This is a genomic window from Nocardia sp. NPDC059240 (assembly GCF_042753865.1).
GTDB lineage: Bacteria > Actinomycetota > Actinomycetes > Mycobacteriales > Mycobacteriaceae > Nocardia.
Genome location: NZ_JBHZAC010000004.1, coordinates 665157 through 688901, shown reverse-complemented (window position 1 = coordinate 688901; position 23745 = coordinate 665157). Strand labels below are relative to the sequence as shown.

General features: G+C 68.8%; 9 protein-coding genes. 6 read left to right on the top strand and 3 right to left on the bottom strand.

Annotated elements, in window-relative coordinates:
* Nucleotides 1-3: 3 nt before the first annotated feature.
* On the bottom strand, nt 4-13593 hold the full coding sequence (locus ACFXHA_RS17895) for an SDR family NAD(P)-dependent oxidoreductase (RefSeq protein WP_379357921.1): 13590 nt from the start codon (nt 13591-13593) through the stop codon (nt 4-6).
* 693 nt (nt 13594-14286) lie between these two features.
* Between ACFXHA_RS17895 and ACFXHA_RS17890 the strand changes: the two genes are divergently transcribed.
* Nucleotides 14287-15381: a TerD family protein gene (locus tag ACFXHA_RS17890; protein ID WP_379357919.1), complete on the top strand. Its 1095-nt coding sequence runs from the start codon at nt 14287-14289 to the stop codon at nt 15379-15381.
* A 192-nt stretch (nt 15382-15573) separates the two neighbouring features.
* Nucleotides 15574-16917 carry a hypothetical protein gene (locus ACFXHA_RS17885; RefSeq protein ID WP_379357917.1) on the top strand — a complete coding sequence of 448 codons (1344 nt, stop codon included), beginning with the start codon at nt 15574-15576 and terminating at the stop codon, nt 16915-16917.
* A 51-nt stretch (nt 16918-16968) separates the two neighbouring features.
* Here ACFXHA_RS17885 and ACFXHA_RS17880 read toward each other — a convergent pair whose 3' ends face one another.
* A complete protein-coding gene (locus ACFXHA_RS17880; RefSeq protein WP_379357915.1) occupies nt 16969-18264 on the bottom strand; it encodes a TerD family protein in 1296 nt (431 codons plus the stop codon).
* 55 nt (nt 18265-18319) lie between these two features.
* Nucleotides 18320-19012, bottom strand: a complete 693-nt coding sequence (locus ACFXHA_RS17875) for a haloacid dehalogenase type II (RefSeq protein ID WP_379358322.1) — start codon at nt 19010-19012, stop codon at nt 18320-18322.
* Nucleotides 19013-19051: 39 nt separating this feature from the next.
* On the opposite strand from ACFXHA_RS17875, the gene ACFXHA_RS17870 reads away from it, so the two are divergent.
* Genes ACFXHA_RS17870 through ACFXHA_RS17855 form a run of 4 tightly spaced genes read left to right on the top strand, consistent with a single transcriptional unit; the run spans nt 19052 to nt 23536 of the window.
* Nucleotides 19052-19921: a class I SAM-dependent methyltransferase gene (locus ACFXHA_RS17870; protein WP_379357913.1), complete on the top strand. Its 870-nt coding sequence runs from the start codon at nt 19052-19054 to the stop codon at nt 19919-19921.
* Nucleotides 19922-19974: 53 nt separating this feature from the next.
* Nucleotides 19975-21279 carry a DUF1800 family protein gene (locus tag ACFXHA_RS17865; RefSeq protein WP_379357911.1) on the top strand — a complete coding sequence of 435 codons (1305 nt, stop codon included), beginning with the start codon at nt 19975-19977 and terminating at the stop codon, nt 21277-21279.
* Nucleotides 21280-21291: 12 nt separating this feature from the next.
* Complete coding sequence (locus ACFXHA_RS17860) at nt 21292-22482, top strand: DUF1501 domain-containing protein (RefSeq protein WP_379357909.1); 1191 nt, start codon at nt 21292-21294, stop codon at nt 22480-22482.
* A gap of 37 nt (nt 22483-22519) precedes the next feature.
* Complete coding sequence (locus tag ACFXHA_RS17855; protein WP_379357907.1) at nt 22520-23536, top strand: LLM class flavin-dependent oxidoreductase; 1017 nt, start codon at nt 22520-22522, stop codon at nt 23534-23536.
* The last annotated feature ends 209 nt before the right edge of the window (nt 23537-23745 follow it).

Below are 23745 nucleotides of genomic sequence, written 5' to 3'. Positions count from 1 at the left end.
AGCTCAGAGGCTGTCGATGAAATCGAAAAGCTCGTTGTCGTCGGCGGATTCGAGATCGTCGGCGTGATCGCCGGGATCGGTTCGATCGGCCGCTACGTCCTCGAGCTTGCGTAGTAGCGCGGACACCTTCTTGGCCAGGTCGGAACGTTCCGACGTGGTCAGTGCCGCATCGGTGAAACTTCGGGTGAGCGAGTCGACTTCGGCGGCGAGCGCTCGCGCGGCCGCGTCGGCGGGCACCAGCTCCTGACGCAGGAACTCGGCCAACGCCGCCGGTGTCGGGTGGTCGAACATCGCGGTGGCCGACAGGTGCACTCCCGCAGCCGATTTCAGCCGGTTGCGGAATTCCATCACCCCGAGCGAGTCGAACCCGATCGCGCTGAACGGTCTATCCGGCTCCAAGGTCCCGTCACCGGAGTGTCCGAGGACAGCCGCGGCGTGCACGCCGATCACGCCGAGCAGGACCCGCTTCTGCTCCTCGGCCGACCGACCCAGCAGGCGAGCGACCAACTGATCCGAGCCGGCGGCGGTCTCCGCCGTCGCCGGTTCGGCGACCGGCCCGCGGCGCACCGTGGGCCTGGACAGTGCCCGCATGATCGGGCGGACACCGGCCGGATCGCCCTCGCCCAGCGCGTCGCGATCGATTCGGACCGCCACGAAGGTGGGACGGCCGGTAGTCGTCGCCGCATCGAAAAGGTCCATGCCCTGCTCCGCGTCGAGCGGGAGCAGGCCCTCTCGGCGCAGCCGCGCCAGATCGGCCTCGGTCAGATCGCCGGTCATGCCGCTGCTCTGCTGCCACGGCCCCCAAGCGATGGAGGTCGCGGGCAGTCCTTCGCCGTGCCGTTGGTGTGCCAGTGCGTCGAGGAAGGTGTTGGCGGCGGCGTAGTTGGCCTGGCCCGCCGTACCGAGCACCCCCGCGATCGAGGAGTAGAGCACGAAGGCCGAGAGGTCCAGGCCCGCAGTCGCTTCGTGCAGATTCCAGGCGGCATCGACCTTGGGGCGCAGGACCCGAGTGATCTGCTCGTCGGTCATGGTGGCGAGCAGGCCGTCGGCCAGCACACCGGCCGCGTGCACGACCGCGGTCAGCGGATGCCGCGCGGGGATCGTGGCGAGCAGCCGGTCGAGCGCAGCCCGATCGGCGGCATCGCAGGCGACGACCTCCACGTGCGCGCCGAGCGCGGTGAGTTCGGCGACCGTTTCCGACGCACCGGGCGTCTCCGCCCCGCGCCGGCTCGCGAGCACGAGCCTGCGCGCACCGTGGGCGGTGATGAGGTGGCGTGCGACCACCACACCCAAACCGCCGGTGCCGCCGGTGATCAGCACGGTGCCGTCGACGTGGAGCGGTGCCGGGACGGTCAGCACGTTCTTGCCGACACCGCGGGCCTGGCTGAGGTAGCGGAAGGCGTCGGGGGCTCGCCGCAGGTCCCATGCGGTGATGGGATAAACCGTCAGCTCGCCGCGGTCGAACAGGTCCACGAGGGCTGTGAGGATCTCCCGCAGCCGCTCGGGTCCCGCTTCCATCAGCATGAAGCTCGCGTAGCGCACGCCGGGGTGCGTCGCGGCGACCTCGACCGGATCGCGCCGGTCGATCATCCCCATCTCGACGAATCGGCCGCCGTGGGGGAGCAGGCGCAGCGAGGCGTCCACGAATTCACCGGCCAGCGAATCGAGCACGATATCCACGCCCGCGCCGTCGGTGCGCTCCAGGAACTCCTTCTCGAAGTCCAGGGTTCGGGAGTCGGCGATATCCGCATCGTCGAAATTCATGTCGCGCAGTACGCTCCACTTGGGTTTGCTCGCCGTCGCCAGGACGCGCAGCCCCAGATGTCGGGCGAGTTGCACCGCGGCCATGCCGACGCCGCCGGTCGCCGCGTGTAGCAGCAGCGTCTCACCCGAGCGGGCGTCGGCGAGGTCGACCAGACCGTAGTAGGCGGTCGCATACACGATCGGAACCGCGGCGGCCTGTGCGAACGACCAGCCCTGCGGCATCGGTGCCAGCAGTCGCCGGTCCACCACGACCACCGAACCCATACCGGGGGTGAAGCCGAAAACGCGATCACCAATGGCGAATTCGGTGACATCGGCCGCGACTTCGAGCACGACGCCCGCGCCCTCGCCGCCGATGCGGCCGAGCGGATCCGGATAGGTGCCCAACGCCATCAGCACATCGCGGAAGTTCAGGCCCACCGCCCGCATGCTCACCCGTACCTGGCCCGGTTCGAGAGCGGCTGTCGCGCCGGTGGTTTCGTCGAGTCCGAAGTTCTCCGCGGCCAGGGTGCCCTGGTCACGGAGGGTCAGCGCCCAGGCCGCACCGTCGGGGGCGGTCAGGGCACCGGATTCGCGGGTAACTCGCGGGACGTAGACCGTCGAACCCCGCACGGCCAGCTGGGATTCGTCGGCGATCGCCGCAGCCGACTCCACGCCCGCGCGATGGGCACGGTCCCCGCCGACGTCCACGAGCCTGATCCGGTTCGGGTTCTCGCTCTGCGCGGTGCGCAGCAGGCCCCACACCGCGGCACTCGCCGGATCGATGTGCTCGCCCGCCTCGGCCGCGACTGCTCGCCGGGTGACCACCACAACGGGATCATCACACTCCAGCAGCCGCCGCATGCGCGCGGCGACGCCGATGATGTTCTGGTACACCGAATCCGGCACGCTCGGCCCGGTCGCCGGTGCGACGTAGGCGACCACATGCTTGCGCCCGCCGATCGTGGCGATCTCATAGTCCGCGTCGGGCGTGGTGTCCTCCCAGACGACATCCACTGTGCCGCCGTCCGCTTGCGTCGGGGCCACCCAATCGACGTGGTAGCCCGGGCGGTCGCGCTGGGATTCGGTGAGCGCGCCGGTCGCGATGGCACGCAGGCTCAGTGCCCCCACCTCACCTATGGGTGTGCCCGCCTGATCGGTGAAGGACAAGGTGATGCGCTCGGTGCCAGAGTCGGAAACCCTGGCGTGCACCCGCAATGCGGTCGATCCGGTGCCGCGCAGGTCGACGCGTTCCCAGGAGAACGGCACGGCGACAGCACCATTCGGCGGCGCGGGAATCAGCCCGCCCAGCAGGATGGTGTGCAGCGCCGCATCCAGGAGAGCGGGGTGCATTCCGTACTCCCCGGCCTGGTCGCGCACCGAATCCGGGAGGGCGATCTCGGCGAACGCCTCCCCGGTGCGCGCCCACAACGACCGCACACCTCGGAAGGCGGGGCCGTATCGGTAGCCGCGTTCCTCGAGCGCCGCGTATCCGTCCTCGACGGCGATCGCAATCGTGTCCGTGGGCGGCCATTCATGCGAGCCGCCCGGGGTCGACGGTGCCACAGCGTCGGTGAGGGTCGCGGTGGCGTGGCGCACCCACTGCGATTCGTCTTGTCCGGCGTTCTCGATGCGTGAATAGACCTGTGCAGTAACGCTGTTCGAGTCATCGGGTGCGCCCGCCACCAGGCGCAATTGGATCCCCGCAGCAGCCGGTATGGGCAGTGGTGCCTCGATCACCAGTTCGGCCAGACGCGGCCGTCCGGTGACCGCACCGGCGTGGAGCGCGAGCTCTGTCAGGGCGGCTCCCGGCAAGAGCACCGTGCCCGCGACCATGTGGTCTTCGAGCCAGGGCTGCGTGCTGCGCGACAGCCTGCCGGTGAACACCACCTGCTCCGAACCCGGCACCCGGACGATCGCGCCGAGCAGCGGATGTCCGGCGGCTTCGAGTCCGGAACCCCGGACGTCGTTGGCCACGACGGGCCGCGCCCAGTAGCGCTGACGCTGGAATGCGTAGGTGGGCAGGCCGACACGGACCGCAGGCTGTTCGTGAGCCTGCGACCAGTCGACGGGAACACCGGCGGCGTCCACCCGCGCCAGCGCGGTGACGAACGCGGTCGGCTCGTCCGTCGATCGCCGCGAGGCCGCCACCGCAAGGGATCTCGACTCCACCTCGGGGTGCTGCGCCAGGCAGGCCGCCGTCATGGCGGTGAGCACCGCGCCGGGGCCGACCTCGATGAACTTCCTTACGCCGCCGGCGATCAGGGTGTCCACGCCCGGCGCGAAGCGCACACAGCCGCGCACCTGCGCCACCCAGTACTCCGGGTCGAGGACGGCGTCGCCCGCTTCGGTGCCGGTGACATTCGAGACGATCGGCAGCAGCGGCTGTCGATAGCTCAATCCTTCGGCGACGGTGCGGAATTCGGCCAGCATCGGGTCCATGCGCGCCGAATGGAACGCGTGGCTGACCCGCAGCCGACTCGTCCGGACACCGCGCTGCTCGAACAGCCGGTCGACCTCGGCGACGGCGTCCTCATCGCCCGAGAGCACCACGGCGGCAGGACCGTTCACTGCGGCCACCGAGAGACGATCGGAATGATCGGCTATCACCGCGACCGCTTCCTCCTCGGAAACGGCAACTGCGAGCATGGCCCCGCCTTCGGGCAGGCCACCCATCAACCGTCCGCGTGCCGCCACCAGGGCGCACGCATCCTGCAGTGACCACACGCCCGCGACATACGCCGCGGCGAGCTCACCGATGGAATGTCCGGCGACCACGTCCGGCACGACACCGAAGGACTCCAACAGCCGGAACAGCGCCACTTCGAAGGCGAAGAGCGCGGGCTGCGTGAATTCCGTTCGATTCAAACCGCTTTCGGGCGCGTCGAACATCACCGCGCGCAGCGATCCGCCGAGCCGGCCGTCGAATTCGGCGCACACCTCGTCGAGGGCGCTCGCGAAGGCCGGGTAGTCGCGGTAGAGCCCGGCGCCCATGCCGCGGCGCTGCGCACCCTGTCCGGTGAACAGGAACGCCACTCGCCCCGGTGTCGCCGTGCCCGCGACGGCGGTCATGGTGGCCTGCCCGTCGGCGAGGGCCGCCAATCCGGCCAGCAGTTCAGCACGGTCGTGGCCGATGACCCCGCCGCGCCAGTCCAGTCGTGCCCGGGTGGCGACCAGTGCCGAGGCGATATCCCGCGCGGCGAGTGCCGGGCGTTCGATCATCCACTGCCGCAACCGATCCGCCTGGCTGCGCAGGGCCGCCTCGGAGCGCCCGGAGATCATCAGGCCGGCGACGGTCGGGTTCGCCGGGGCGACAGCGGGTTCGGCGGTGGCCGGCGGCTCCTCCAAGATGACGTGCGCGTTGGTCCCGCTGATGCCGAACGACGAGACACCGGCGCGGCGCACCCGGTCACCGCCGGTCCACGGCTCGGCGTCGGTGAGCACGCGCACGGCCCCTGCCGACCAATCGACATGCGGTGAAAGCTCTTCCGCGTGCAGGGTGCGCGGCAGGACGCCATGGTGCATGGCCTGCACCATCTTGATGATGCCGCCGACGCCCGCGGCCGCCTGCGCATGCCCGATATTGGATTTGAGCGAGCCGATCCGCAGCGGCTCGGCTCGATCCTGCCCGTAGGTGGCGATCAGCGCTTGCGCCTCGATCGGGTCGCCCAGGGTGGTTCCGGTGCCGTGCGCCTCGACGGCGTCCACCTCGGCGGGCGTCAGACCGGCCGCGGCCAGCGCCTCGGCGATCACCCGCTGCTGCGCCGGTCCGTTGGGCGCGGTCAGGCCATTGCTGGCACCGTCCTGATTGACCGCGCTGCCCCGGACGACCGCGAGCACGGTGTGCCCGAGCCGCTGTGCGTCCGAGAGCCGTTCGACGACCAGCACGGCCGCGCCCTCCGACCACGCCACGCCGTCGGCGGCCGCGGAGAACGACTTGCACCGCCCGTCCGAGGCGAGACCACGCTGCCGGGAGAAGTCGAGGAAGACCGCGGGCGTGGCCATCACCGTGGCCCCGCCGACCAGGGCCAGGGAACTTTCCCCGTCCCGCAGCGCACGGCACGCCAGATGCAGCGCCACCAGCGAGGACGAACACGCGGTGTCCACCGTCAGCGCGGGGCCTTGCAGTCCCAGGGCGTAGCCGATCCGCCCCGAGACCACGCTGCCCAGCGATCCGGTGAGCGCGTAACCCTCGACCTCCGGACCCGCGTTGCGGGTCAACGTTTCATAGTCCTGGTACATCACGCCCGCATAGACGCCGGTATCGCTGCCGCGCAACGAGGTCGGGTCGATTCCCGCGTGTTCGAGTGCCTCCCAGGACACTTCGAGCAGCAATCGCTGCTGCGGATCCATGGCGACCGCCTCGCGAGGGCCGATGCCGAAGAAGCCCGCATCGAAATCGGCGGCGTTGCTGATGAATCCGCCACGGCCCGAATAGGTGGTGCCCGGGTGATCGGGGTCCGGGTCGATCAGCCGGTCCAGCTCCCAGCCGCGGTCGGCGGGGAAGTCGCTGGTCGCGTCCGTCCCCGTGAACACCAGATCCCAGAGTGCGTCGGGAGATTCGACACCGCCCGGGTAGCGGCAGGCCATACCGACGATCGCGATCGGCTCGTCGGTGCGCGACTGGCTCGAAACCACCTGCTTCGGGGCTCGTTTCGCCGACGGCTCCGGCGCGACTCTCGACCGGACCAGCTTCGCCACCGCCGCAGGCGTCGGATAATCGAAGACCAGCGTCGAGGGCAGGGACAGACCGGTGGCCTTACCGAGCCGATTCCGCAGCTCCACTCCACCCAGCGAATCGAGACCCAATTCCCGGAACGGCGTCCCGGCATCGATGGTGTCCCCGGAGTCGTGTCCGAGGATAGCGGCGACCTGGGCGAGCACCGTCTCGAGGGTCACCTCGGTACTACGGTGCACCGCACCGACGGATTTCACGATCGCGGCTCGACGGCGCACGAACCCGCGCAGGACCGCCGGCAGCGTGCGACCGTCGGATCCGCGACGCAGTGCGGTGGCATCGAAACGCAGCGGAACCAGCCGCGCTGCCCGATGTGCGAGTGCGGCATCGAACAGGCGCAATCCCTCGGCGCGTGCAATTTGCCCGAGCCCGAGGCGATCCCACCGCGCGACGGCAACGCGGTCGAGCTCACCGGTCATTCCGCCCGCTTCACCCCACGGCCCCCACGCCAAGGACATCGCGGCCGATCCGGCCGCGCGTCGCTGCTCGGCCAGCGCATCCAGGAAGCTGTTCGCGGCGGCATAGTTGCCCTGTCCGGCCGAACCGATCACTCCCGCGACCGAGGAGAACAGCACGAAGGCGGAGAGGTCGATACCTTCGGTCGCTTCGTGCAGATTCCACGCACCCGCGACCTTCGGCGCCAATACCCGGTCGACCTGCTCGGTCGTGAGGGAACCGATGGTGCCGTCGTCGAGGACACCCGCGGTGTGGATCACCGCACTCAGCTCCAGGCTATTCACCAGCCGGCGTACCGATTCCCGGTCGGCGATATCGCAGGCGATGATCCGAGCCTTGGCCCCCAAGTCGGCCAATTCTTCGAGCAGGGCCGCCGCACCGGGAGCGTCGAGGCCGCGGCGCGAGGTCAATACCAGGTCCCGGATGCCGTATTCGGTCACGAGATGCCGGGCGAACAAGGCGCCCAATCCGCCTGTCCCGCCGGTGATCAGCACCGTTCCGGTTCCAAACGGGGTGGTGTCGGCCTCGGCGGCGGAGGTCTCGGCGCGAACCAATCGCGGTACGAGCACCTCGGAACCGCGAATCGCGACCTGCGGTTGCCCCGTACGGGCCACGGCGACAAGCGCTTCGGCATCCAGTGGCGCCGCCGGGTCCTCGTCGACGAGGACGAAGCGATCCGGATTCTCCGACTGCGCGGTGCGCACCACACCCCACACCGCCGCCGCGACGAGATCGGGGGTCTCGTCGGCGACTCCCACCGCGCCGCTGGTGATGACGGCCAGCCGGGCCTCCGAGGGCCGTTCTTCCGCGAGCCACGAATTCAGCAGGGCGAGCGTCTCGTTCACGACCTGTCGGATCGTCGAGGGGATATCGGCCGCTGCGCCGCTGGGGACCTCCACCCGGTGTGCCACCGGGGTCGGAATCGGGTCACCGAGCACCTCGTCGCCCGCACGCTCCCAGCGCACCCGATACAGATCGGCCGTGTTCTCGGACAGCCCTTCGAAGAACCGTCGCACGTCATAGGGGCGCATGACGACGGCATCCACTGAAACGATCGGCCGGCCGGCGGAATCGACTGCGGCGACCGAGATGGTCTCCGGCCCCGTCGCAACCGCGGCGACTCGAAGCGAGGTCAGCGGCGATCGGTCGGCCATCGGCCGGTGGAATCGTGCACCGCCCCAGCGGAACAGCAATTTGCCCGAGCCAGGCTCGTGATCCGCTCCACGCCAAAGCAATTCGGCGAGTCCGGCGTGCACCGTCATATCCAGCAGCGTGGGATGCAGACCGAAGGCGTCGGCCGCGTCACCCGGCTCGGTGCGCAGGGAGATCTCGGAGAAGACGGCGTCGGCCTGTCGCCACACGGCATCGATGCCGCCGAACGCCGGGCCGTATTCGAGCCCGGAGCCCTCTGTCATCAGTCGCGGAATCTCCGTCGCGTCGAGCGCTTGCGCGGCGGCGGGCGGCCACGCCTGGCCGAGCAACCGCAATGCCTCCGGTTCGCCCGAATCTTGCTGTGCGAGCGCGCCGGTCGCGTTCAGCACCCACGGAGCATCCGTGGACTTCCGGAAGTAGAAGTCGAAGGGCCGACGCCCGGACTCGGAAGCCCGGACAGCGACCTGGAATTCGATCTCATCGTCGTCGGCGGGCACGATCGGCACCTGCAAGGTGAGCTCGTCGAGCACGGCGCAGTCGATCCGCGTGCCCGCGACGAGCAGGAATTCCACCAGGACCGCGCTCGGGACGACCACGACGCCGTGCGCCGCATGGTCGTTGATCCACGGGTGTTCGCGCAGGGACAGCCGGCCGGTGAACAGCCACTCCTCGGTGCCCGCGACACCGACGACACCGGTCAGTATCGAGTGGGCGCCGGACGTGCCCGCGGCGGGAGCCGGGCGCAGCCAGAAGCGCTGATGTTGGAACGCATAGGTTGGCAATGGGATTCGTCGCTCGGCGGCGGGCAGCAGCGGCCGCCAGTCGACCGAGCCGCCGGTGACATGGAACTGAGCCAAGGCCGAGAGCAGCTGCGGTACCGGATCATTCGACCGTCGCGAGGTGGCCACGACCGACGTCGATGACTCGATGGCCGGGTCGGTCGCCAGGTACCGGTTGGTCGCCGCGCTGAGGATGGCATCCGGTCCCACTTCGACGAATCGCCGCACGCCGCTCGCGAGCAGCGCACCGATCGCGGGGGCGAAGCGGACGGTGTCCCGCACCTGCCGCACCCAGTATTCGGGGGTCGCGATGGTCTCGCCCGCGAGGTCCGCGGAGACGGTGGAAACGATGGGCACCCGCGGCGGGTGGTAGGTGAGGCGCTCCGCGATCGTGCGGAACTCCGCCAGCATCGGATCCATGCGTGCCGAATGGAAAGCGTGACTGACGCGTAGTCGGGTGGTCTGAATTCCTTCGGCGGAGAGCTCTCGTTCGACGGCGTCGATAGCGTCGGAGTCACCGGAAAGCACCGTCGCGCCAGGGGAATTGACCGCCGCGAGCGAAAGGCGGCCTGTGCGTCCGGTATCGAGATCGAATCCGGCGATGATGTCGTTCGTGCGTGACTCGTCGATCCCGACGGCGAGCATGGCTCCGCCCTCGGGCAGCCCGCCCATCAACCGGCCTCGGGCAGCCACGAGCGCGCAGGCGTCGGGCAGCGACAGCACTCCGGCGACGTGTGCCGCAGCCAGCTCGCCGATCGAATGACCAACCAGGACATCCGGTGTGGCACCGAAGGATTCCAGCAGTCGGAACAGCGCGACCTCGAAGGCGAAGAGCGCGGGTTGCGTCCATTCGGTGCGATCGAGCACGCCGGTCGCATCGGCGAACATCACCTCGCGCAGGGATGCCCCGAGGAGCGGATCGAGGTGTGCGCACACCTCGTCCAGCGCGGTCGCGAAGGCGGGGAAAGCGTTGTAGAGATCGGCACCCATGCCGACACGCTGCGCACCCTGTCCGGTGAAAAGGAACGCGGTCTGTCCTGCGACAGGGGTTCCGGTGACGACGTCAACGCCCGCATCGGCTGCGCCACTGCCCGTTTCGGCGAGGGCGTGCAATCGTTCGAGCAGCTCGTCCCGATCGCTTCCGAACACCACCGCGCGCGAATCCAGTTGTGCCCGAGTCGAAGTCAGCGCAGCGGCCACTTCGGCGACGTTCAGCTCCGGGCGTGCCGACAACCACGTGCGCAGGCGGGCGGCCTGTGCGCGCAGCGCGGCTTCGCTCCTACCCGAGACGACCAGCGGCACCTCGTGCGGGAGATCCCGGCCGTCGCCGGGCGTCTCCGAGGTCGCCGTGTCGACGGGCGCTTCCTCGAGGATCACGTGGGCGTTCGTTCCGCTGATCCCGAACGACGACACCCCCGCCAGGCGCGGCCGATCCCCGTGCTCCCACGGTTCGGCCTCGGCCAGCAGCCGTACCGCACCCGCATGCCAATCCACATGCGGCGACGGCGTTTCCGCATGCAAGGTGCGCGGCAGTTGTCGATGCCGCATTGCCTGGACGGTCTTGATCACACCGGCGACACCGGCGGCGGCCACGGTATGGCCGATATTCGATTTCAGCGAACCGATCCGCAGGGGTTCCCGATCGCCGCGATCTTGTCCGTAGACGGCGATCAGTGCCTGCGCCTCGATCGGATCGCCCAGCCTGGTCCCCGTGCCGTGCGCCTCGACGGCATCCACCTCGGCCGCCGAAACACCGGCGTCGGCGAGGGCCTGTTCGATCACACGTTGCTGCGACGGCCCATTGGGTGCGGTGAGACCGTTGCTCGCGCCGTCCTGGTTGACCGCGCTACCCCGCACCACCGCCAGGACCTGGTGCCCGAGTCGGCGAGCATCGGAGAGCCGCTCCAGCACGAGCACTCCCGAGCCCTCGGACCAGCCGACACCGTCGGCAGCGGCGGAGAAAGCCTTGCAGCGGCCGTCGCGCGACAGCCCACGCTGCCGGGAGAAATCGACGAACAGGTCGGGAGTCGCGGCGATCGTCACGCCTCCGGCCAGCACCAGCGAACTCTCGCCCCGGCGCAGGGCCTGACATGCCGAATGCAGCGCCACCAGCGAGGACGAGCACGCGGTATCCACCGTCACCGCCGGACCCTCCAGGCCGAGGACATAGGCGAGCCGTCCCGAGATGACGCTGTGCGAGGTGCCGGTCAGCCGGAAACCCTCCAACTCGCCGGTGACGAGACCGGAATACCCGGACGCGCAGGCTCCGACGAAGACTCCGGTATCCGTGCCCCGCAGCGTGGTCGGATCAATCCCAGCGTCTTCGAGTGCCTCCCAGGCGGTTTCGAGAAACACCCGCTGCTGCGGATCCATCGCCAGCGCTTCACGCGGGCTGATCCCGAAGAACCCGGGATCGAAATCCCCTGCGCTGCCGAGGAACCCACCCCGCCGCGTGTACACGGTCCCCGCCTTGTCGGCATCGGCATCATAGAGCCGATCCAGATCCCACCCGCGATCCTCGGGAAAGTCCCCGATCGCATCCCGTCCGGCCGCGACCAGCTCCCACAGCTCCTCCGCGGACGAGATCCCGCCCGGAAACCGCGCCCCCATACCGACGATCGCGATCGGCTCCTCCGACGAGGTACGCCGCGCGACCCGGCCGCGCTTCACACCGGCCGCGGTGGCGCGGAGTATCAGCAGGTCCGCCACCGAGGCGGCAGTGGGGTGATCGAAGATGAGCGAGGGCGGCAATTCCACACCCGTCGCCCGGCTCAGGCGTTTCTGCAGCTCCACGCCACTGAGCGAGTCGAACCCGAGATCGGTGAACGGCAGGTCGCCGCGAATCGACTCGGCCGACTCGTACCCGAGCACCGCCGCCGCCTGCTCACGGACCACGCCGAGAACCGCTGCGCGATGCTGATACTCGGGCAGCGCCCGCAGCCGGTGGGCCAAGACGCTGTCGGCGGGCGTGCCGCGTTCGGTGTCGTCACCGGCATCGCGAGCCAGGTCCGCCGGGGCGGGGGCAACCGGCGGCGACTCGACCGACGCGCGCGACTCGGCGTTGTCCCGGCGGCGAAACGCATAGGGAGGCAACTCCACCCGGCCACCGGAGATCGCCCAGGCCTTCGGATCCAGCGGTCCGCCGGCGAGGTAGGCCTCGAGCAGCGATCGGCGCGAGTGCCGGGGGCTGCCGTCCTGCTGAGCGACCGCCGCCGAGCCGCCACCGACGAGCGCCTCGAGATCGACGAGCAACTGATCCCGGTCGGACGCGAAAAAGCCTGCACGCCAGTCCATATGGGCGCGTGCCGTGAGTAGCGAATGCGCCACATCGGCGAGGGCTGATTCCGGGTGGTGCACCAGCCAGTCCCGCAGCCTGCTCGCTTGCTCGCGGAGGCCGACCTCATCGCGTGCGGAGATCAGGATCGGTACCCCGTCGGCATCTTCGGGCGCGAGGGTCGTTGGCGCGAAGTCCGTGATCGGGGCCTCGTCGAGGATGAGGTGGACGTTCGAACCGCCCATGCCGAAGGCGGAGACGCCCGCACGTCGGACGGTGGGGGCGGCCCATTGCTCGGGGGCGGTGACTACTCGTAGGCGTAGTTCATCGAGGGGAATCGCTGGGTTGGGGCGTTCGAAGTTGAGGCTGGCTACGAGTTCGCGGTGTCGTAGGGACAGTGCGGTTTTGATGAGGCCGATGATTCCGGCGGCACCCTCCAGATGGCCGACGTTTGTTTTGACCGATCCCACCGCCAGCGGCGAGTTCGGGGCGCGGTCGACGCCGTAAGTGGCGCCGAGTGCGGCGGCCTCGACCGGGTCGCCCGCAGGCGTTCCGGTGCCGTGCAATTCGACGTACTGCACGGAATCGGCGGGCACGTCGGCAGACTCGAGCGCGGAGCGAATCGCGGCGACCTGGGCTTCGCGGCTCGGCGCGCTCAGCACCCGCCGCTCGTTGCCGGTGGTGACCGCGCTGCCGCGGATGACCGCGTGAATCCGGTCGCCATCGTCGATCGCCTGTGCCAGCGGCTTCAGCACGATCATGCCGCCGCCCTCGCCGCGCACGAATCCGTCGGCGCGCGCATCGAAGGTGAAGCAGCGCCCCTGCGCCGAGTGCGCACCGAAGTGCTCGATTCGTTCACCGCTGGTCGGCGAGAGGATCAGATTGACGCCACCGGCCAACGCGATATCGGTCTCGCCCGCCCGCAGGCTCTCACACGCCAGGTGCACCGCGACGAGCGAGGAGGCCTGAGCGCTGTCGACCAGGAGGCTGGGGCCGGTGAATCCGAAATAGTTCGAAACCCGATTGGCGATGATGCCGCGCGTCGCGCCCCATAGCGAATGCCGCGTGATGCCGGGCCCTTCGGCGGCCGTGACGAGTTCCGCGAAGTCACCGCCGGTACAACCGAGAAATACGCCGCCCCGCCGCGATTCGCGTGCCACCCCGGCCAGCCCCGCGTCTTCGAGCGCCTCCCAACTCAGCTCCAATGCGAGCAATTGCTGGGGATCGATCGAGCGGGCCTCGGTGGGGGCGATACCGAAGAACTCCGCGTCGAAATCGCTCACGGAATCCAGGAAACTCGCGCGCTCACCGAGATTCGCCCGCGCCGCCGGGGCGGAGCCGACGGTGGCGCGTCCCGCGCCGAGCAGCCGCCAGAAATCGTCGAGATCAGCAACTCCCGGCAGCCGACACGCCATTCCTACGACAGCTACAGGGAAATCCGACCGGGTCACCACTCGAGAACCTCTCTCACGACGAGCACGCACCTGCGCATCTCGTCACCGCGCATGTGTGAAATGGGTACTGCAACCACAAGATTCAGGGATTGTTCGAGATTGCCCAGCGGTCCGTTACGGCAGTGGCAATGTCATGCACAGAGTCTCCTCGGTAACTCGAATCCCCCCGAGAAGTGATGTGCGGGAACGCACCCCGCGATTTCGGCTAGATGTGACGCCACACACCTATTCGCGCGCAACAACATTCAAGTCCAGTCTGGCGCGGCTGATCGTTATCACGCCGCGCCGCACGGCAAATGACAACCCCGACTGGCTGATCAACACCTGCACCCTACCCTGCCTTGCTTCGCCCGACCTCCCCGTCGGACTGTCCACCGTGCCCACGCTGGACCGTTACTTGGAACGAATACTGGCGAGTAGCTTACCTGAGGGTAGAGATGGACGCTTGCTTAGTTTTGTGCGGTATTCCATTTCGCCCGGCATTGATTTGCGAGGGGTCATCACCTACGGTGCCGCGTCGACTCACGTTGTCGCCCAAGTGAATTGACTCAGACAGTCCTCGTCGGCCGTTGTCGACCAATACTGTGATCAGACACAAGCCCCGGAAATTGAGGTCTCTCGTACGCGGCGCTCTAAAGCGATATGGCTTCGTTTCGGTCGGGTAATCCAGCATTCCCATAGAGTGGGAGCGTGGCCGCACTTCTCACCCAGGGGCAGACCGGGGAACTAGGCGTCGCGGACGTCACCGTGACGGTGCATTTCAGCGCGGGTATCGACCTGTCCGCGCTGATGCTCACCGACCGCGGCATGGTCCGTGGTGACAATGATCTGATCTTCTACAACCAACCCGCCGGGCCCGGCGTACAACTCGTGCCCGGTCAGAACGCCGTCGCCGTCAGTCTGGCCGCGGTACCGCAGGGGGTGGCGCACATTCGGATCGTGATGACCCTCGACGACCGCGAGGGTCGCCTCGGCGACTATCCGGCACCGCACATCGGCATCGCCGATGACCGGGGAAACCAGTTGTACGAGTACGTGGTTGACAATCTGGGCAATGAGACGACGGTGGCCGCGGTGGACCTCGACCGCGGCGACGACGGTTGGTACGCCCGCGCGGTTGGCTTCGGGCATCCGCGCGGCTTCGCGGCGCTGCTCGCCGATCACGGCGTTTCGGTGAGCAGTTCCGCCCAGCCGGCCCGCCCGCCCACGCCGGTAATCTCGCCGGTGCTCAAGACCGGCGACACCGTCGCGCTGCGGCGGCAGGGCACCGATCTGTCCTTCGTCAAGATGGGGCTGGGCTGGGATCCCGTTCACGTCCAGCACAAATGGGGTTCGCGCCCCGCGGAGATCGACCTCGACGCCTCGGCCCTGGTCTACGCCGGGCACGATCTTGTCGATGTCGCCTACTTCAGCCAGCTGGTCACCAAGGACGGCGCCATCCGGCACTCCGGCGACAACCTCACCGGTGAGGGCAAGGGCGACGACGAGGTGATCACCGTCGACCTGACCCGGATCGGCCCGCACGTCACCGCGATCGTCTTCGTCATCACCTCCTACGCGGGACACACCTTCGAGCGGGTGCGCAACTCCTTCTGGCGCTTGATCGACGGCACCACCAGCACCGAGCTGACCCGTTCGAATCTGAGCGCGGGCGGCGCTCACACCGGCATGGTGGTGGCGAAAGTGCATCGCGAGGACGGCGTCTGGAAGGTGCAGGCCCTGGGGCATCCGATCCAGGCCAGTCATCCGGTCGAGGCGGCCGCTCAGGTCGCGCCGTTCCTCTGACGGAACCCTTCGAAGAAATGGCCCCCGGCCGCACGATGCGGCCGGGTTGCCCGGCGGGTCGCCGGTGTGCCGCGGGTAAACAGGGTCATCCCGCCCCAACCGAATGCTGATTCCGGCCATACTGTCGACGTTCTCGTGGCTCTCAATCTTGTGCTGTTCTACCCCCTTCCATGTTGAAACGAGGTAGCTCACATGTTGCGCACGTCCCGTCGGCTTGGCTCGGTGCCGAAAGCGATCTGCTATCCGATATTCATCGCCATTGCCGGACTAAGCCTCAGCGCCTGCGCCGGTGCGCACGGCTCCTCCGCCGTCGCCGCAGGCGCCCTGGACTCCGGCTTCGGCACCGGTGGCAAGGTGTCCACCGATCTGGGCTCGGCGGCCGACCGTGCGAATGCCGTCGCCGTGCAGCCGGACGGCAAGATCGTGGTGGCTGGCAGCACCCAGGATCCGGCCCAGGGCGACAACTTCGCCGTGGTGCGATACACGCCGGATGGCAAGCTGGACAATGGTTTCGGCACCGGTGGCAAGGCGATCACCGATTTCGGCGGCAAGTCGGACGTGGCCGCCGCGGTCGCCATCCAGTCCGACGGCAAGGTGGTCGTCGTCGGTACCAGCCACGGCACCACCACCGGTGACAATATCGCGGTGGCCCGTTACGGCTCGGACGGCAAGCCGGACGCCGGTTTCGGCACCGGCGGGCAGGTGAGCACCGACCTCGGGACGTCCGCCGACCACGGTAATGCCGTGGCCGTGCAGTCCGATGGGAAGATCCTGGTCGCGGGCAGCACCATGGACGCGACGCAGGGCGACAATTTCGTGGTGGTGCGGTACGCACCGGACGGCAAGCTCGACAGTGCCTTCGGTGACGGCGGCAAGGTGTCCACGGACTTCGGCGGCAAGTCGGATGTGGCGAAATCCATTGTGGTGCAACCCGATGGGAAGATCGTCGTCGCGGGTACCAGTCACGGCACCACCACCGGTGACAATATCGCGGTGGCCCGTTATGGTTCGGACGGCAAGCTGGACGCCGGTTTCGGCACCGGCGGGCAGGTGAGCACCGATCTGGGCACGGCGGCCGATCACGGCAATGCCGTCGCGGTCCAGTCCGATGGGAAGATCCTGGTCGCGGGCAGCACCAAGGACCCGGTGCAGGGTGACAACTTCCTGGTGGTCCGGTACCAGCCGGATGGCAAGCCGGACACCGGTTTCGGCGCGAACGGCTGGGTGACGGCGGACTTCGGCGGCAAATCCGATGTGGCGGCCGATGTCGCGCTCGCGACGGACGGGAAGATCGTCGTCGTCGGCACCAGCAGCGGGACGAGCACCGGCGACAATATCGCGCTGGCCCGTTTCACCTCGGAGGGCAAGCCGGACAACGGATTCGGTTCCAGCGGCCTGGTGAGCACCGACCTCGGGACGTCCGCCGACCACGGCAACGCCCTGGCACTGCAGGCCAACGGCGAGATCGTGGTGGCGGGGACGACCAAGGACGCCACCCAGGGCGATAACTTCGTGGTGCTGCGCTACGGGGCCTGACATCCAGGATCGACCGGCCTGGGGCGTGTCCGTACGGGCACGCCCCAGCTCTCATTCGACGGTGATGAAGCGGCCCAGCTGCGGAACCGCCTCACCCGGATGCTTGGCCTGGAAGCCTTCACCGATGGCCTCCAGCCGCCATTCGCCGCCGGCCCGCAGCACCTTCGCCATGGCGATCGCGGTGAACGGCATGCCGCCCGCCAGCGCGTAGCGCGCCAGCTCGGCCTGCGTGGTGTCGTCGACCAGTCGGCAGTAGGCATTGCTGACCTGCTCGAAAGTGTGGCCCTGATAGGAGGTGACGATGAACAGCAGCGTATTGACGTGGCGTGGAACGCGGGTCAGGTCCACCGCGATCTGCTCGTCGTCGCCCACCCCGCTACCGCCGACCAGATTGTCACCGGAGTGGCGGATCGAACCGTCCTTCGACGTCAACTGCCCGTAATAGGCCACATCCACCAGATGCCGGTCGGAGAACAAGGCCACCCAGGCGTCGAGGTCGATGTTCACCGCGCGCCGCCCGAACAATCCGCCCTGCTTGGCCGGATCCCAGCCCAGCCCCATCCGGATCCGGGTGAGCGCGACACCGCCCTCCTTGCGGAGGGTGACGCGCTGGCCCTTGGACAGATTCACCGGCCTGGCGCGCGACAGCTCGCCGTTGCCGGTGTGCGGGGGAGCGGCGACCGGCCCGGGCTGCTGGTTGGGCGGAAAGGTCGAATGTGGCTGCCGCGGAGGGGGATACGTGGCCGGCGAGCTCGGTGCCACATAGGTCGGTTCGACGGGCGGCGGATATGCCGAGGGCGGTGGCGTGCTCGCGGCCGGTGTCTGCGCCGGGGGCGGGGGCGGTTCGTCGACGCTGACCCCGTGGTCGGTGACCAGGGCCGCGAACCCTCCGGCGTAGCCCTGCCCGACGGCGCGGACCTTCCAGGCCCCGTACCGCCGATACAGCTCCATGGCGATCACGATGGATTCGTGCTGCAGATCCTCGATCCGATACTCGTAGAGCCGATTCCCGCTCTGATCCGCCACCGCGGCCACCGGTGGCGCGATCCGCCCGAACGTCGCCCCGGTCCCGTCGAGCGTGATCACCGCCCGGATCTGCGCAATGTCCGCCGGGACCTGCGCCAGCGACACCACCAGCTCGGCGGGCTGCCCGGCCACCCCGTTGCGCAGCCGCACCCCCGGCCCCGAAGGCTGGTTGTAGAACACGAAATCGGCGTCCGAGCGCACCTTCCCCTGCTCGGTCACCAACAGCGCGGACAGCTCGGCGGTCGCCGCGACCTGCACGGAAACCACCACCTCCGCGGCATTCAAGGCACCGTTCTGACCCTTGACCAGCGTTGTGTACAAGGCCGCCCTCCCGTATCGAAACGCCCTTCTGCCACTCTAGGAGTCTCGGTGCCGCTCAGCACCCGAGCTGGTCGGCGAGATCCAGGAAATCCACTGCATTGATATCGAACTCGGCGGAGAACTCGGCGTCGCCGAGGGCTGGATCGCCGTACTCGAGGGGCCGGGCCACGAACGCCGTCGCGAACCCCAGCTCCCGGGCGGCCCGGATGTCGTACTTGTGGCTGGCCACCATCATGATCTCCGACGGCTCGAAACCCAGGTAGCGCGCCGCGAGGTGGTAGGTCCGCGGATCCGGCTTGAACACCCCGACCATCTCCGCCGCGAAGATCGCGTGCCAGGGCAGGTCGCCGCGCCGCGAAATCTCCACCACCGCACTCACATCCGCGTTCGACAAGGTCGCCAGCGTGAACCGGGTGCGCAATCGCGTCAGGCCGGGGACGGTATCCGGCCAGGGTTGCAGTCGGGCCCAGGCCCGCGCGAGCTCGTCGCGCCCGGCCGTGTCCAGATCGACCCCGTCGGCGTCCAGCAACGGGTCCAGGGTCTTGCGGTAGATCGAGGCCACGCTCACCCAGGTATCGCTCTCCGGGCGCTGCGAGGTCTCGGTGAAATACGCGGCGCGCCACCTGTTCACGAACTCGGACCAGTCGTGGCCCGGTGCCAGTTCTCCCGCGATCGATTCGGCCGCGCTTCGAATCGTCGAATGGAAGTCGGTGGCTGTTCCCTGCACATCGAACAACAAAGCCTTCAGCACAGGCTGATCCAACCACGGCTGGCTACGATGGCGATCATGGAGACCGGGAGGGCCAGCCGGACCGCGCTGGCGACGGCGTACGCGCGTGCCTATCACCAGCTTTCGGGGGAGCCGCGGGTATTCACCGACCCGCTGGCGGCGCGAATCCTGGGGGTGCCGCCGGAACGGATCGGCGATCTCGATACCGCGACTCTCGATCAGCCGGGCGGCAACGATCCCCTGCGCAAAGGACGGCGCTATTTCCTGGCCGCGCGGGCCCGGCTCGCCGAGGACGTGGTGGCCGACGCCGCCGCGTCCGGGACCCGGCAGGTCGTCATCCTGGGAGCCGGACTCGACACCTTCGGCTATCGCAATCCCCATGCCGGGCTGCGGGTTTTCGAGGTCGACCACCCCGACACCCAGCAGTGGAAGCACGAGATGCTCGCGGATTCGGGCATCGAGATCCCCGAATCGCTCACCTTCGTCCCGGTCGACTTCGAAACCGGCACGCTGGCAGCGGGTTTGGCCGCCACGGGGTTCCGCCGCGACGAACCGGCCGTCTTCGTCTGGCTGGGCGTGGTGATGTACCTGACCGCCGAGGCCATCGCGGAAACGCTCCGATTCATCGCCGAGCAGGGGCAACCGGTGCGGGTGGTGGCCGACTACCTCAGCTCGGGCACCGATCCCGCGGAACGCGAGGCACTGCGGCAGCGCATCGAACGCATTTCGAAGCTGAACGAACCCATTCTCAGCTGCCTGGATCCCGACGAGTTCACGGAGCTGCTGCGGTCCTTCGGCTTCGACGCGGTCGAACACTGGACCTTCGCCGAACTGATGGCCCGCTACCTGGGCGACGCCGCGGACGTGGGCTCAGCGGCCGGAACCGCGCGGCTGCTGTGCGCGAGCCGGGGTCTGAAGATTGACTGAAACTCCGTGAGACACCGCCCGGAACCGGCCTCCGGGCGGTCGATACTCGGAACATGGGCCTGACACCGGACTGGATGCGTACCGCGCGAGTACTGCGGCGAGCCGGTTTCGGGGCGACCGGGCCCGAGATCGACGCCGTCACGGATGTGGCGGCCTACCTGCGCACCGCGCTGACCACGGACCCGGAGTCCGATCCCGGCGCGTTGACCACCCCGATGCCGCGCTTCACCCCGATCACCCGGCCGGGCAAGAGCGCGAACACCGACGTGCGCAAGCAATACCAAGCGCAGCTCACCGCCCAACAGGACACGCTCACCTACTGGTGGCTGCGGCGGATGGCGGCGGTGCGGGTGCCGGTCCGGGAGAAGCTCACCCTGGTCTGGCACAATCACTTCGCGACCTCCGCCACCAAGGTCCGCGATGCCGGGGCGATGGCCGCGCAGAACGCGACCCTGCGGGCGCACGGGGTCGGCGACTTCCGGACCCTGGCCTACGCCATGCTCATCGACCCGGCCATGCTGCGCTGGCTGGACGGCACCGCCAATACCGCGAAAGCGCCCAACGAGAACCTCTCGCGCGAGTTCATGGAACTGTTCGCGCTCGGCCACGGCAACGGATACACCGAAGCCGATGTGCGCGAGGGGGCCCGCGCCCTGACCGGCTGGACGGTGACCGGCGGGGTCGCCGCCTTCGCCGCCGGGCGGCACGACGGCGGCTCGAAAACCGTACTGGGAGTGACGGGTCCGCTCGACGCCACGGGCTTCTGCGATGCCGTGCTGGCCCGGCCCGAAGCCGCCGGATTCGTGGCCGGGAGCCTGTGGCAGCTGCTCGCCTCCGACGATCCGCCGTCGGACGCCGTCCGAGCCCGGCTCGTCACCGCCTACGGTCCGGGCCGCGATCTGTCCGGGCTGCTCACCGCCGTGTTCACCGACCCCGAATTCACCACCGCCCGCGACACCGTCGTGCACGGCCCGGTCGAATGGCTGATCGGCGCGGTGCGGGCGCTGCGGGTTCCGCTCACCGACGACGCCCAGGTCCGCACGCTCGCCACCACCCTGCGCACGCTGGGCCAGCTGCCCTTCTATCCGCCCAGTGTCGGCGGCTGGCCGCGCGGCCAGGGCTGGATGTCCAGCGCGGCGGCACAGGTAAGGCTCACGGCCGCAACGAATCTGGTCAAGCAGGCCGATCTGTCGCCGATCGCGCAGGCGAGCAAGGCCGATCGCCTGGACGCCACCGCCCATCTGCTCGGCGTCGGATCCTGGTCCGACCGCAGCGCGAAGGTGCTGAACACCGTCGTCGATCAGCCGCCGCGCCTGGCCGCCCTGGCCGTCAACACTCCCGAATACCTCACCAGCTGAAGGTGATACACCATGGCTCGAGTCAGTCGCAGGCAATTCCTGGTCGGCACCGGCGTGCTGGGTGCGCTCGGGGTGGCCGGCGCCTCCGCGATCACCTGGGACGAACTGCATCAGCGCGCGAGTACGACACCGCTGGCCGCCGGATCGGGAATCCTGGTGGTACTCACGCTGTACGGCGGCAATGACGGCATCAATACCGTGATTCCCTACGCGGACAACGCATATCACGATGCCAGGCCTGAATTGTCTTACCGTCCCGAGGAAGTCCTGCGCCTCGATGACCAGCTCGGCCTGAACCCGGCACTGAAAGGGCTTTCCGGGCTCTGGCACGACCGGCAGCTCGCCATCGTGCGCGGCGTCGGCTACCCCAAACCCGACCACAGCCACTTCCGGTCCATGGACATCTGGCAGACCGCCTCACCCGACGAGCCGGTACCGACGGGCTGGATCGGCCGCTGGCTGGACGCCACCGGCGACGACCCGGTCCGCGCCGTCAATATCGGGTCGGTGCTGCCGCAGCTCGCACTGGGTGCGAAACACACTGCGGCAGCACTGGATCCGGCCTCGGCACCGCTGTCCGCGGAATCGGCGGCGGCGCTGTCCGGTCTCGCCGCCACCGGCCCCGCCGACAGCCCGGCGCGGCTGCGGGTCTGCACCGGCTATCAGGCCGAACAGACTGTCCGGCAAAGCCTTCCGGTCCCACAGCGGGCCGGGAAGCAAACCGATGCGCTGACGGCCCAATTCGACCTGGTCTCGCAGTGCATCAAGGCCGGTGTCCCGACCCGGGTCTACTCGGTGAGCCTCGGCGGCTTCGACACTCACGCCGACGAACGCCACACCCAGGAGCAGCTGCTGGGCCGCCTCGACACGGCCGTGACCGCCTTCCTGAAGGACCTGTCCACCCACCCCCGCGGCCGCGATGTGGTCCTGCTGGCCTACAGCGAATTCGGCCGCCGCGTGGTCGCCAATGCCTCCGAGGGCACCGACCACGGCACCGCCGGACCGGTCTTCCTCGCAGGCGCACCGGTGTCCGCCGGTTTCCACGGTGCCGAACCCAGCCTCACCGACCTCGACAACGGCGACCTGAAGGCCACCGTCGACTTCCGCGACATCTATCACGAACTGCTGCACCGGGTCCTGGACGCCGACCCCACCCCGGTGGTCGGTGCGGGTCGGACCGACCTGGGCCTGCTCTCGGCCTGACCGGAATCAAACTCCGCCGCCGGCGTTGGCAATGGGCATGACTCCGGCATGGCAGGCGATCCGCTTCTCGATCCTGGACCGTTCCCGGGTCCGCGAAGGTCAGCCGCACCCCGAGGCCCTGCGCGAGACGGTCGAATTCGGCCGCCTGGCCGAGGATTGGGGCTACCACCGCTTCTGGGTATCCGAGCACCACAGCGTGCCCGGCGTCGCCGGATCCGCGCCGACCGTGCTGGCGGCCGCAGTCGCGGCCGCCACCTCGCGCATCCGGGTCGGCACCGGCGGGGTGATGCTGCCCAACCATCAGCCGCTGGTGGTCGCCGAACAGTTCGGAGTGCTGGAATCGCTGTATCCGGGCCGCATCGATATGGGACTGGGCCGGTCGGTCGGCTTCACCGACGGAGTGCGTCGTGCCCTCGGCCACGACAAGCGCGACGCCGAGGACTTCGACGCGCAATTGGCCGAGCTGCTGGCCTATTTCGAGGGCGGTCGCCAGGGCGTGCACGCCTGGCCCGCCGAGGGCCTGCGGGTGCCTGCGTTCCTGCTGGCCATCGGCTCGGGCGCAGAGCGGGCCGCCCGCTTCGGCCTGCCACTGGTCATCGCGGCCGCGTCCGGTGAGGACGCCATGGTCGAGGCGATCGAGGGCTACCGGTCCGCATTCCGGCCCGGCCCCGGCGGCGACACCCCGTATGTCGTGGTGTCGGGTTCGGTGGTGATCGCCGACACCACCGAGCAGGCCCATCGCCTGCTGCTGCCCGAGGCATGGTCGGCCGCCTGGTCGCGCACCCGCGGTGAATTCCCGCCGCTGCTGCCGCCGGAGGTCATCGAGCGCGAACCCATGACCGAGCGGCAACGCCGGATCTTCGAGGAATCCCTGCGTGGCCACCTGGCCGGGACCGAAACCGAGGTGCTCGCCGATCTCGACCGCCTGCTGCGCCGCACCGAGGCCGACGAATTCCTGGTCCACACCAGCACATATGACCGCTCAGCCCGGCTGGAATCGCATCGCCGGCTGGCCGAGGCGGTGGGCTTGCGGGTGACCGCCATAAGCTCATGAAGGTGAACAGAAGATGAACAAAATTTGACTGGTCGGTCGAATCTAGGTAATAATGGCCGTTCTGTGCCTCGTGAAGACGAGGCAGGTCAATCGGTATCACGGCGAGCACGAGGAGGTGAGGGACGAATGAATCACGGCGACAGTCCGTGTCCGAGACCGATTCACGCACTCTCATCTATCCCGGCCCACCGCCTCGGAGTCGTATCTCC

Excerpts from the sequence above, each read along its gene's own strand:
- ACFXHA_RS17870 (WP_379357913.1), top strand. The coding sequence starts at position 19,052 with ATGGAGACCGGGAGGGCCAGCCGGACCGCGCTGGCGACGGCGTACGCG.
- ACFXHA_RS17855 (WP_379357907.1), top strand. The coding sequence starts at position 22,520 with ATGACTCCGGCATGGCAGGCGATCCGCTTCTCGATCCTGGACCGTTCC.
- ACFXHA_RS17885 (WP_379357917.1), top strand. The coding sequence starts at position 15,574 with ATGTTGCGCACGTCCCGTCGGCTTGGCTCGGTGCCGAAAGCGATCTGC.
- ACFXHA_RS17860 (WP_379357909.1), top strand. The coding sequence starts at position 21,292 with ATGGCTCGAGTCAGTCGCAGGCAATTCCTGGTCGGCACCGGCGTGCTG.
- ACFXHA_RS17865 (WP_379357911.1), top strand. The coding sequence starts at position 19,975 with ATGGGCCTGACACCGGACTGGATGCGTACCGCGCGAGTACTGCGGCGA.